This window comes from Pseudoalteromonas sp. P80D2 (genome assembly GCF_036680945.1).
Classification (GTDB): Bacteria; Pseudomonadota; Gammaproteobacteria; order Enterobacterales; family Alteromonadaceae; genus Pseudoalteromonas; species Pseudoalteromonas shioyasakiensis.
Map to the genome: position 1 here is coordinate 203,835 of NZ_JAZDAR010000047.1, position 12,102 is coordinate 215,936.

Annotated in this window: 14 protein-coding genes; all 14 read left to right on the forward strand. The window is 42.2% G+C overall.

Going from position 1 to position 12,102, the window contains the following annotated elements; translation table 11 throughout:
- Nucleotides 1-53 precede the first annotated feature (53 nt).
- The 14 genes from fliL (at nt 54) to VRK28_RS12985 (ending at nt 12,099) form a co-directional block, all read left to right on the forward strand.
- The gene (fliL, locus tag VRK28_RS12920; protein WP_054562177.1) at nt 54-575 is read left to right on the forward strand and encodes a flagellar basal body-associated protein FliL; all 522 of its coding nucleotides are present in this window, start codon (nt 54-56) and stop codon (nt 573-575) included.
- 9 nt (nt 576-584) lie between these two features.
- Nucleotides 585-1,676, forward strand: coding sequence for a flagellar motor switch protein FliM (gene fliM / locus VRK28_RS12925; protein WP_054553268.1), 1,092 nt, complete (start codon nt 585-587; stop codon nt 1,674-1,676).
- 22 nt (nt 1,677-1,698) lie between these two features.
- Complete coding sequence (gene fliN / locus VRK28_RS12930) at nt 1,699-2,100, forward strand: flagellar motor switch protein FliN (RefSeq protein ID WP_054553267.1); 402 nt, start codon at nt 1,699-1,701, stop codon at nt 2,098-2,100.
- Nucleotides 2,097-2,480, forward strand: coding sequence for a flagellar biosynthetic protein FliO (gene fliO, locus VRK28_RS12935; RefSeq protein WP_062566808.1), 384 nt, complete (start codon nt 2,097-2,099; stop codon nt 2,478-2,480). Before fliN ends, fliO begins: the two co-directional genes overlap by 4 nt.
- Nucleotides 2,481-2,484: 4 nt before the next feature.
- Nucleotides 2,485-3,225 (forward strand): flagellar type III secretion system pore protein FliP, encoded by a 741-nt coding sequence (gene fliP / locus VRK28_RS12940; RefSeq protein WP_054553265.1) that lies wholly within the window; start codon nt 2,485-2,487, stop codon nt 3,223-3,225.
- Between the two features lie 40 nt (nt 3,226-3,265).
- Nucleotides 3,266-3,535 carry a flagellar biosynthesis protein FliQ gene (fliQ, locus tag VRK28_RS12945; RefSeq protein ID WP_058586388.1) on the forward strand — a complete coding sequence of 90 codons (270 nt, stop codon included), beginning with the start codon at nt 3,266-3,268 and terminating at the stop codon, nt 3,533-3,535.
- Complete coding sequence (fliR, locus tag VRK28_RS12950; protein ID WP_058586387.1) at nt 3,536-4,315, forward strand: flagellar biosynthetic protein FliR; 780 nt, start codon at nt 3,536-3,538, stop codon at nt 4,313-4,315. It begins immediately after the preceding gene.
- A gap of 9 nt (nt 4,316-4,324) precedes the next feature.
- Nucleotides 4,325-5,455 (forward strand): flagellar biosynthesis protein FlhB, encoded by a 1,131-nt coding sequence (gene flhB / locus VRK28_RS12955; protein ID WP_062566810.1) that lies wholly within the window; start codon nt 4,325-4,327, stop codon nt 5,453-5,455.
- A gap of 231 nt (nt 5,456-5,686) precedes the next feature.
- Complete coding sequence (gene flhA / locus VRK28_RS12960) at nt 5,687-7,798, forward strand: flagellar biosynthesis protein FlhA (RefSeq protein ID WP_054562175.1); 2,112 nt, start codon at nt 5,687-5,689, stop codon at nt 7,796-7,798.
- Nucleotides 7,799-7,818: 20 nt separating this feature from the next.
- Entirely contained in the window at nt 7,819-9,300 is a 1,482-nt protein-coding gene (gene flhF / locus VRK28_RS12965; RefSeq protein WP_055020706.1) for a flagellar biosynthesis protein FlhF, read from the forward strand.
- On the forward strand, nt 9,293-10,153 hold the full coding sequence (locus VRK28_RS12970) for a MinD/ParA family ATP-binding protein (protein WP_054553259.1): 861 nt from the start codon (nt 9,293-9,295) through the stop codon (nt 10,151-10,153). The genes flhF and VRK28_RS12970 overlap by 8 nt, the downstream gene beginning before the upstream one ends.
- A 26-nt stretch (nt 10,154-10,179) precedes the next feature.
- Nucleotides 10,180-10,890, forward strand: coding sequence for an RNA polymerase sigma factor FliA (locus VRK28_RS12975; RefSeq protein ID WP_054562345.1), 711 nt, complete (start codon nt 10,180-10,182; stop codon nt 10,888-10,890).
- Between the two features lie 40 nt (nt 10,891-10,930).
- Entirely contained in the window at nt 10,931-11,314 is a 384-nt protein-coding gene (cheY, locus tag VRK28_RS12980) for a chemotaxis response regulator CheY (protein ID WP_016708035.1), read from the forward strand.
- A gap of 17 nt (nt 11,315-11,331) precedes the next feature.
- On the forward strand, nt 11,332-12,099 hold the full coding sequence (locus VRK28_RS12985; RefSeq protein ID WP_054562173.1) for a protein phosphatase CheZ: 768 nt from the start codon (nt 11,332-11,334) through the stop codon (nt 12,097-12,099).
- The last annotated feature ends 3 nt before the right edge of the window (nt 12,100-12,102 follow it).

The following is a 12,102-nucleotide window of genomic DNA, read 5'->3' on the forward strand; positions in this document are numbered from 1 at the left end:
TAAAATAGTTACAGCGCGATAAACAGCTTGCTGTAACTTTGAGGGAAGTGACAATGGCCGAAGAAGCAAATTTAGAAATAGAAGATACGGGTAAAGGCAAAAAGAAGCTGATTATCATCATTGCTGCTGTAGTGTTGATTGCTGGTGCTGCTGCGGGTTACTTTTTATTTATGGGCGATGATGCCCCTGAAGAAAGCCTAGCAGATGAAACCACAGTGACAGAGGCGGCTGCACCATCTAGCTCTGCACAGATTGGTTCGGCACTGTATGTCGCAATGCCACGCCCATTTGTATTTAATGTACCCGGTGCTAGTCGCGACCGTATTGTACAAATAAAAGTTCAGCTACTTGTTCGCGGTGAAGTGAACGAAGAAACTGCCAAAAAGCATATTCCACTTATCGAAAGTACCTTACTTGGCGTTCTTTCAACAACGACCGCAGATGAATTAGGTACCAGTGAAGGTAAAGAGTCAGTACGTGTTGCTGCACTTGAAAAAGTACAATCAGCATTAAGTGATGTTGAAGGTAGCAAAGTGATAGAGCGGGTATTATTTACCGGCTTTGTGATGCAATAAGGGGTCAGCGTGAGCGATTTATTATCTCAAGACGAAATTGATGCGCTCTTACATGGCGTTGATGAAGTCGAAGAGGAAGATATTCACGAAGGTGATGACTTAGACAGTAATACCTTACAGTATGACTTTTCATCACAAGATCGTATTGTTCGGGGTCGTATGCCGACCTTGGAGATCGTGAATGAACGTTTTGCCCGTCATATGCGAATTAGCCTATTTAACATGATGCGCCGCACCGCTGAGGTGTCGATTAACGGCGTACAAATGATTAAATTTGGCGAATATATTCATACCTTATTCGTGCCAACTAGTTTGAACATGGTACGTTTTCGTCCGTTGAAGGGCACCGGCCTAATTACCATGGAAGCCCGATTAGTATTCATTTTAGTGGATAACTTTTTTGGTGGTGATGGCCGCTATCATGCAAAAATAGAAGGCCGTGAATTTACCCCAACAGAACGCCGTATTGTTCAAATGCTGCTTAAAATCATCTTCGAAGATTATAAAGAAGCATGGGCGCCGGTAATGGATGTGTCTTTTGAGTACCTTGACTCAGAAGTTAACCCAGCGATGGCTAACATCGTAAGTCCAACTGAAGTGGTTGTTATTAGCTCTTTCCATATTGAGCTAGATGGTGGTGGCGGTGATTTCCATATTGCATTACCTTATTCGATGCTTGAGCCAATCCGTGAATTACTCGATGCCGGTGTGCAATCAGACACCGAAGACACTGACTTACGTTGGAGTAAAGCATTACGTGATGAGATCATGGATGTTGAGGTCGATTTATCGACTCAATTGCTTGAGGTTGATCTAACGCTACAACAGATTATGGAGCTTAAAGCTGGCGATATTATCCCTGTTGAAATGCCAGAACATATCACCGTATTTGTAGAAGAATTGCCGACCTTCAGAGCGAAAATGGGCCGCTCTCGTGACAATGTGGCACTACAAATTAGCGAAAAAATTAAACGCCCTGAATCAGTTAAGTCAGAACTACATGTGTTCACAAAAGGTGGCAAAAAACTGGATTCAGATGCAGAATTAGCAGAACTAGAAGAAGATCTACATCTATCTGAAGGTGTAGATTTAGACTGGTAGTCGATTTATAAGGTTAAACATAATGAGTGATGATCAAGATACAATGGACGAATGGGCTGCGGCACTAGCCGAAGCTGAAGAAGCTGAGGGTGGCTCAGGCGATGCTGCTGTAGCGGAGCTTGATGAGTTAAAAGATGAAAGACATGAGCTGTCTGGCGACGAAAAACGTAAACTTGATACCATCTTGGACATTCCAGTTACTATTTCGATGGAAGTGGGTCGTTCAAAAATCAACATTCGTAACTTATTACAGCTTAACCAAGGTTCAGTGGTAGAACTAGACCGAGTCGCTGGTGAGCCACTTGATGTATTGGTTAATGGCACCCTGATTGCGCATGGTGAGGTGGTTGTCGTAAACGATAAGTTCGGTATTCGTTTAACTGACGTTATCAGCCAAGTTGAGCGTATTAAAAAGTTACGATGAATGCTTTAGTTGCTTTAACAAGTGCGTCGAGCACTGCATTTCCTTCGGCATCACCGACGGCAGATTTACTGTCTATGGTGATGTCTTTGCTTTTAGTGCTGGTGGTTATTATTGCTTTGGCTTTTTTGGTTAAAAAACTAAATCCAAATCTTGCTAATAGTGATGAATTTAAAGTAGTGCGCAGTTTGCCTTTGGGCTCTCGTGAGCGCTTGATGGTCATTGAAATCGATAACGCTCAGCACTTAATTGGTGTGACCCCGCATAGTATTAACTACCTGCATAAACTAGAAACACCATTACAAGAAAAAGAACTGCCAGAACTTGCCAAAAAATTTGGTAAGTTGCTGAACCCACAATCACCTTCAAATAAAAAGAATTAACGCTATGATCAAGTGGATACTTATTTTAGCAAGTGTGTTGTTTTTGCCGTCGGTTAACGCTGAAGGCATAGAAGCACTGACCATTACCACCAACCCTGATGGCTCTCAAGATTACTCCGTGACGCTACAAGTGTTAGCGATTATGACGGCGCTGAGTTTTATTCCAGCAGCGGTCATTATGATGACTTCATTTACACGGATTATTGTGGTTCTGGCGATATTACGCCAAGCAATAGGCTTACAACAAACGCCATCGAATCAAATTTTGTTAGGTATGTCGCTGTTTTTAAGTATTTTTATTATGGCGCCAATTTATCAGCAAGTGAATGAGCGCGCTATTGAGCCATACTTGAATGAACAAGTTACCTCAGTGCAAGCATTAGAACTTGCCAAAGAGCCAATGAAAGCGTTTATGCTCTCGCAAGTTCGTATAAAAGATTTAGAGACCTTTGCGAAAATAGCGGGTTATGAGCAATTAGACTCGCCAGAAGACACGCCATTGATTGTATTGATCCCCGCATTTGTTACCAGCGAATTGCAAACGGCCTTTATTATTGGTTTTATGTTTTTCATTCCCTTTTTGATAGTTGATTTAGTAGTGGCCTCCGTATTAATGGCCATGGGTATGATGATGCTTTCGCCGATGATTGTATCTTTGCCGTTTAAGATTATGCTGTTTGTATTAGTAGATGGTTGGAGCCTTGTGATGGGCACGCTGGCGAAGAGCTTTGGGCTCGGGGTGTAACAATGCAATTCAAGACACATAATTAGGTAGGAGAGACAAAATGGAACCAGAAATTTTTGTCGATATACTCAGTGACGCGCTATTTTTAGTTATAAAGTTAGTGTCTGCAATCGTAGTACCTGGCTTATTAGTTGGTCTTGTAGTGGCTGTTTTCCAAGCGGCAACATCAATCAATGAGCAAACCTTAAGCTTTTTACCTCGTTTGCTAATTACCATAAGCGCTCTTATTGTCGGTGGCCATTGGTTCACGCAAGAGCTTATGGACTATTTTACCCGTTTAGTGATGTCTATACCGGAGATAGCAGGCTAAATGGAATTTCCATTTGCGGTCATTATTCAATGGCTCAGCGACTTTTTGCTGCCATTAGTGCGTATTAGCTCAATGATTATGATCATGGCAGGCCTTGGCGCGAGAAACGTACCAACCCGAATCAAGCTAGGTTTAGCGATTGTGGTAACCTTTGTTGCTGTGCCTATGCTGCCCCCTGCGACTTTTAATAACCTATTCTCCTTTGAAATGATTCTCGTGGTCATTCAACAAATGCTTATTGGTGTGGCCATAGGCTTTGCATCAACCTTACTACTCAATACATTTGTCCTTGCAGGGCAAATACTCGCGATGCAAACAGGTCTTGGTTTTGCATCCGTTGTTGACCCGTCAAATGGCTTAAACGTTCCTGCAGTTGGTCAGTTTTATTTGATTCTGGCTACCTTACTATTTTTTGTTTTCAATGGTCATTTAATGATGATTCAAATGGTCATTCATAGCTTTGAAGTGCTACCAATTGATGGCAATTGGTGGGCGGTTGATCATTACTGGGATATCGTTACTTGGGGCGGCTGGATGTTTACTACAGCCTTGGTGCTTGCTTTAGCACCACTGACAGCTATGCTGGTTATTAACATGTCGTTTGGTGTAATGACTCGTGCGGCACCACAGTTAAATATTTTTTCGATTGGTTTTCCGTTTACCTTAGTAGCTGGGCTCGTGATTATTTGGGCAACGCTAGGTAACTTCATGACTCAATTTGAGTTTCAGTGGTTAAAAATGGTTGAGTTAATGTGCAGCCTTGTTGGTTGTACACCTTAGGAGCACGCCATGGCTGAAGATTCTGGTCAAGAAAAAACCGAAGAACCCACCGGGAAGAAAATAGACGACGCCAAGAAAAAAGGCCAGGTTGCCCGTTCTAAAGAGCTAGGCACCATGTTTGTGCTTATCTTCTCGGCAGTGTCACTATTACTTTATGGGCCTGAAATTGGCAAAGGTCTTTATAATGTGATGGGGCGCTTATTAAGCCTTAATCGTAATGAAACCTACGACACCACTAAAATGTTTTCAGTGTGGGGAATTGTTGCGGATGCGTTGTTATTCCCTATGGCTATGTTTGTGTTGATCATCGTGATAGCCGCTTTTGTTGGAAACACTTTACTGGGGGGCTATAACTTTAGTTGGCAAGCGGCAGCACCAAAGGCTAGTAAGATGTCGCCGGCTAAAGGTATTAAGCGTATGCTTGGCCCTCAAGCAGGAGTAGAGTTAGTTAAGTCTATTTTAAAATTTGTAGTGGTTGCAGGTTTTGCGGTGTTCTTAATTAATACTTTCTTTGATGAAATACTGCATCTAAGCATTGAAAGCGCGCCCGGAAATTTTATCCATGCACTCGAAATCCTCTCTTGGATGTTCTTAGGCTTAACCTGTACTTTAATACTCATTGCTGCAATTGATGCCCCTTATCAGAGTCATAAGCACCATAAACAGTTAAAAATGACCCTACAAGAGGTGAAAGACGAATACAAAAACTCTGAGGGTGATCCGCAAATAAAAGCGCGTATTCGCCGTACTCAGCGTGAAATGTCGCAAAGGCGTATGATGCAAGACGTGCCTGATGCCGATGTGATCGTAACCAATCCGACCCATTATGCTGTAGCACTAAAATACGATACAGCTAAAGCGGGTGCGCCTATTGTTCTTGCCAAAGGCGTGGACGAGCTTGCTATGCAAATTCGTAAAGTAGGCAAGGGTAATGACGTGCCAATTGTTGAATCACCAATGCTTACACGTGCGCTGTATCACACCACCGATGTTGGCCATCAAATACCCGATCAGCTATTCACTGCCGTTGCGCAAGTTCTAGCTTATGTTTTCCAGTTAAAACGCTTCCAAAAAGGGCGCGGTAAACGTCCTGTACCACTCAATAAAAAGCTCCCAATACCCGATGCTTACAAATATTAGTAATACCAATCCGCAATAATACTATAATCATTTTGAGGGATTAAACCTGTCGCTATCTGCGTTAAAAATTTCTGATTTAGAACAACTAAATAACGAAATTTTTGCCTTGCTATCAACGAGGTTTTATTGCCTCAAAATTGCTCACTTTATTAAGCGAATTGGTATAAATTTATAACTTGGAATAGTTATTGCAAATTCCATGTAGTGTCAATTTTTTGAAATTGTTGAATTATGGAATTTAAAGCGGTATTACAACAACTTAACAGAGATAAAAAAGAATATGCGAAGGGTATCGGCACGCCGTTAATGGTACTTGCTGCGCTGGGCATGGTGATTTTACCCCTGCCGCCATTTCTTTTAGATATTCTATTTTCGTTTAATATCGCGTTAGCACTGGTGGTGTTACTAGTTACTGTTTACACCATGAAACCACTTGAATTTGGTATGTTCCCTGCGGTTCTACTAATTGCAACCATCATGCGCTTAGCACTGAATGTCGCCAGTACCCGTGTGGTATTGCTAGAAGGTCATAATGGTGGAGATGCAGCCGGTAAAGTTATCGAGGCCTTTGGCTCGGTGGTTATCGGCGGTAACTATGCAGTTGGTTTAGTGGTCTTCCTGATTTTAATCATTATTAACTTTGTGGTTATCACCAAAGGTGCTGGCCGTATTTCTGAAGTATCAGCTCGCTTTACTCTTGACGCAATGCCAGGTAAACAAATGGCGATTGATGCTGACTTAAACGCCGGTTTCATCAGTGCAGAGCAAGCTCGTGAACGTCGTGAAGAAGTCACCCGCGAAGCTGATTTCTATGGTTCAATGGATGGTGCAAGTAAGTTCGTAAAAGGCGATGCGATAGCGGGTATCGTTATTCTCGTGATTAATATCGTTGGTGGTTTATTTGTTGGTATGATCCAACATGATTTATCGTTCAGCCGTGCGATGGAAGTGTACACCTTGCTAACCATTGGTGATGGTCTAGTTGCACAGCTACCTTCACTATTACTGTCTATCGGTACCGCAATCGTTGTTACCCGTCAAAATGAATCGCACAATATGGGCGATCAAGTTAAGACACAGCTAGGTAACGAAAAATCACTTTATATCGCATCAGGTATCTTGATTATCATGGGTATTGTGCCGGGTATGCCGCACATCGCATTTTTAAGCTTAGGTGCATTACTCGGTTACCTTGCTTATTTCACACAGCAACAAAAAGCCAAAGCAGAAGCCGAAAAAGCAGAGCAAGAGGCAAATGGTGGTGCACCAGGTACAGGCGTTGCCAATAAACAAGAACAAAAAGAACTGGGTTGGGATGACGTTCAGCAAGTTGATGTTATTGGCTTAGAAGTGGGGTATCGATTGATTCCACTTGTTGACCAATCTCAAGGTGGTGAACTGTTAAATCGTATCAAAGGTGTGCGTAAGAAATTGTCTCAGGAGCTTGGTTTCTTGGTACCTCCTGTGCATATTCGCGATAACTTAGAGCTCGACCCTAACGCTTACAGAATTACTATGATGGGTGTTTCAAGCGGTGAGGGTGAGCTTAAGCATGGTGATGAGTTAGCGATTAATCCAGGCCAAGTATTTGGTCCAATCAAAGGGGTTGCCACAAAAGACCCTGCATTTGGATTAGATGCGGTTTGGATCAAACCTGATCAAAAAGATGAAGCACAATCACTTGGCTATACCGTCGTTGATTCAGCAACTGTGGTTGCAACTCATATCAGCCAGTTACTTACTAACAGTGCTGCTTTACTACTTGGTCATGAAGAAGTACAAAACTTACTAGATATGTTAGCGAAGAGTCATCCACGTCTTGTTGAGGGACTGGTTCCTGACGTATTACCACTCACTACTATCGTAAAAGTGCTACAAAACTTACTCAATGAAGGGGTGGCAATTCGCGATATGCGCTCGATTGTTCAAACCCTTGTTGAGTATGGCCCACGTAGCCAAGACCCAGATGTACTAACGGCTGCAGTGCGAATTTCACTTCGCAGACTAATCGTTCAAGACGCTGTTGGTATGTCTTCTGAGATCCCTGTCATAACCTTGGCGCCTGAGTTGGAACAGATGTTGCATCAGTCACTTCAGAATGCAGGTGACGAAGGTGCCGGAATAGAGCCAAGCCTTGCAGAGCGACTTCAACAATCATTGAATGAAGCGCATCAAAACCAAGAAATGGCCGGTGAACCTTCGATACTGTTAACGTCAGGAATGTTAAGAACTGTGTTATCTCGCTTCGTTAAGTACACCATCCCAGGTTTAAGGGTGATGTCTTACCAAGAGGTACCAGACGAAAGACAGATTAAGATTGTCAGCTCAGTAGGCCAACAATAGGATAGTAAAGGGGTTGAACCATGAAAATTAAACGTTTTTTTGCTAAAGATATGCGCACAGCACTGAAAGAAGTGAAAGATGAACTAGGTGTTGATGCGGTTATTATGTCGAACAAAAAGCTTGCTAACGGCGTTGAAATCGTTGCAGCTGTTGATTACGACAAAGCAGCCCCGAAAGCCGAAGCTAAACCAGCCGTGGCACAATCAGCACCTGCTCCACAGCATAACTTTGTTAAACCTGAGCCAATGCGTGCTAAACCTGAGCCGCAAGCGAAAGTTGCTGATAGCCTACAAGCGTTACTTGAGCGTCAAGCCCCACGCCCTCGTTCGCCAGAGCTTGCGTCAATGTTTAGTCAATCTGGTATTGATACGAGTGAACACTATCAACCAAAAGAGCCAAGCTTTGAGCAGCAACAGCCTGAATATAAGCAAGCTCCTCGTTATCAACAGCAAGCAGCACCTCGTGTACAAACTCAAGCACATAGCTTAGGTTTTGATGACGACTTAGATTCTGGTTTTGATGATTTAGATTCACCAGCCGAGCACAAAAACTCAGCACCTGCGAATCAATCAGAAATGACGACCATGCGCGAAGAAATGAATGCGATTCGTCAATTACTTGAACACCAAGTATCAGGCCTAATGCAACAAGATATGGCGCGCCGCGATCCGACTCGTGCATGTATGATTGACCGCTTAGCAGGTATGGGCATTGAACGTGATGTTGCTGAGCAAATGGCGTGTTTCATTCCTGACGACGTATCACGTCAACAAGCGTGGCAAGCACTTCTGCAAATGGTTGAAAACCAAATGCATACAACGAATAACGAAATCCTGCGTCAAGGCGGTGTATTCGCATTAGTGGGTCCAACAGGCGTTGGTAAAACAACCACAGTTGCAAAATTAGCTGCACTGGGTGCACAAAAATATGGTGCTGATAAAGTGGCGTTGATCACCACTGATACCTACAGAATTGGTGCCTACGAACAATTGGCTACTTATGGTCGTATTATTGGCTGTGGTGTTAAGCAGGTAAAAGATGCGAATGAATTAGCTGAAGTGTTATACCATTTACGTAATAAGCGTCTAGTATTAATAGACACAGCGGGTATGAGCCAACGTGATTTACGTTTAACTGAGCAGTTAAATACCCTAATGCGTAATCAGCGTGTTGATATTCGTAGTTATTTAGTATTAAGTGCTACAGCACAGATAAATGTGTTGCAAGAAACCGTAAGACACTTTAAAAAGGTTCACCTAAGTGGCTGTATCTTCACTAAATTGGATGAATCTTTAAGTTTAGGTGAGATTATTAGCATAGCGATTCAAAATCGCCTGCCAATAGGGTATCTTACTAACGGTCAGCGCGTTCCTGAGGATATTCGCGTAGCGAATGCTGAAAAACTAGTGAAAAAAGCTGAACAATTGTATTTAAAACGAGCAAAAGCACAACATTCAAGACGTCAAGCAGTAGCGTCGAACACAGTAGGGATGTATGATTAACACAGTATTAGATCAAGCAAGCGGCCTGCGCAAAATGAATCAAAATAATAATAGTGGCGTTAAAGTTATCGCTGTTACTGGCGGTAAAGGTGGAGTGGGTAAAACCAACGTTTCACTCAATACCGCAATCGCATTAGGTCAGCAAGGAAATCGTGTATTAGTATTAGATGCCGATTTAGGTTTGGCAAACTGTGACGTAATGCTTGGCCTTCGTGTTGAACGTAATTTATCTCATGTTTTGTCAGGCGAGTGTGAGCTTGACGAAATTCTTGTTGAAGGCCCTGCGGGCATCAAAATTGTACCAGCAACGTCTGGTTCACAAAGCATGGTTGAATTAACGCCATCTGAGCATGCAGGCCTTATTCGCGCTTTTAGCGAGTTAAATACCGAGTTTGATATTTTAATTGTCGATACCGCCGCAGGTATTTCTGACATGGTATTAAGCTTTTCTCGTGCAGCCCAAGACGTTGTTGTGGTTGTGTGTGATGAACCTACCTCAATTACTGATGCTTACGCACTTATTAAAGTGCTTAGCCGTGAGCATGGCGTATATAAATTTAAAATTGTTGCCAATATGGTGCGCAGTTTGCGTGAAGGGCAAGAATTATTTGCTAAACTTTCAAAAGTAACGGATCGTTTTTTAGATGTTTCAATGGAGTTGGTAGCAACCATTCCTTATGACGAGAACATGCGTAAATCTACGCGACGTCAAAAGGTGATTGTTGAATTATTCCCGAACTCACCAGCAGCGGTGGCGTTTAAAACATTAGCAACAAAAGCAGTTAAGTGGCCGATCCCTAATCAACCGTCTGGCCATTTAGAATTTTTTATTGAAAAACTAGTAAACGGCTAACTATGACAACATCGGTGAATAAAGCGATGGGATATCAATCAGCACAGAACTTAAATGCGATTGTTGAAAAACATGCCTCTTTAGTCAAAAAAGTGGCGTGCCATCTAATTGCTCGTTTACCTGCCAGTGTACAACTCGATGATTTAATTCAATCAGGCATGATAGGCCTAATTGAAGCGTCAAAAAACTTTGATGCTAGCAAAGGTGCTAGTTTCGAAACCTTCGCTGGAATTCGTATTCGTGGTGCGATGTTAGACGAAATTCGTAGAGGTGACTGGGCGCCACGCTCAGTTCACCGAAATGCCCGCCTTGTGGCTGAAACCATTTCCGAATTAGAAAGCACTTTAAATCGTGAGCCCAAAGATACTGAAGTCGCTGAAAAACTTGATATTACGCTAGATGAGTACCATCATATTCTACATGATGTAAATTCGAGTAAAGTATTAGGTATTGAAGATTTAGGTGTAGATGAAGACGTCATCACACCAGTAGGTCAGGATTTAGGACTAGACAAACCGTTTAATAACGTTAAAAATGAGCGGTTTAACCAGTCTCTATTAACGGCTATCCAATCGTTACCAGAAAGAGATGCTCTCGTTTTGTCTTTGTACTACAACGACGAAATGAACTTAAAAGAAATAGGACACATACTCGATGTTAGCGAGTCGCGTGTGAGTCAAATACATGGTCAGGCGATGATTAAGCTCAAAGCAAAAATCAATGACTGGATTAATTAGTAGTAAGTAAATAAAGGTTCAAACCTCACCGGAGGATGTTTTGGATAAAAACATGAAAATTCTTGTTGTTGATGATTTTTCTACAATGAGACGTATCATTAAAAATCTATTAAGGGATTTAGGTTTTACCAATGTGCAGGAAGCTGACGACGGTTCAACAGCATTGCCAATGCTACAAAATCAAGAGTTTGATTTTGTTGTAACGGATTGGAACATGCCTGGTATGCAAGGTATTGATTTGTTACGTGCAATTCGTGCTGATGATAGCCTTAAGCATATTCCTGTATTAATGGTGACAGCTGAAGCGAAAAAAGAACAAATTGTTGCTGCTGCTCAAGCAGGTGTTAATGGCTATATCGTTAAACCATTCACTGCTGCGACACTTAAAACCAAATTGGAAAAAGTGTTTGAACGTTTAGGTTAATCTAAGGGGAGAGGCTTATGTCAGCACTTGCTGCGCCTCAAATAAGTTTAGAGCAAGCTCGTCAACTTGTTGAGTATCTTGAAAATGGTGAACAAGAAAAAGCAGATAAGCTCATTCTTGACGCTGCATCAAAAGAACAATCAGAGTTGTTTGCTGAAGTCGGCAAATTGACGCGTCAGCTTCATGAAGCGTTAAAAAACTTTGACCTAGATACTCGTCTCACTGATTTAACTACCGACGCGATCCCAGACGCTAAGCAGCGCTTAAATTATGTTATGGAAATGACAGAAAGCGCCGCCAATAAAACTATGGATGCGGTTGAAGCAAGTTTACCAATAGCTCAACAACTTGCTGATGAAATTGCCGCAATCAAACCTACGTGGGATCGTTTAATGAACCGAGAAATTGAACTCGGTGAATTTAAATCGTTATGTCATAGCTTAGATAAGTTCATGAATAACTCGCATACCAAAACCGATGAGCTCCAAGGTTTGATGACTAATGTGCTGATGGCGCAGGATTATCAGGATTTAACCGGACAAGTTATTCGCCGTGTTATTGAGTTGGTGCGAGAGGTAGAAGACAGTTTAATTAATCTCTTAACTGTGTTTGGCAGTCAAGAAGATGGTCATCAACAACAAGAAAAACAGGCCATAGAAAAAGCACCTGCAACAAGTGACACACTAGCAGGTCCTGAAGGGCCAATTATTGATAAAGAGTCTCGCGATGATGTTGTCTCAGGACAAGATGAAGTCGATGATCTATTATCAAGTCTGGGCTTCTAAGAG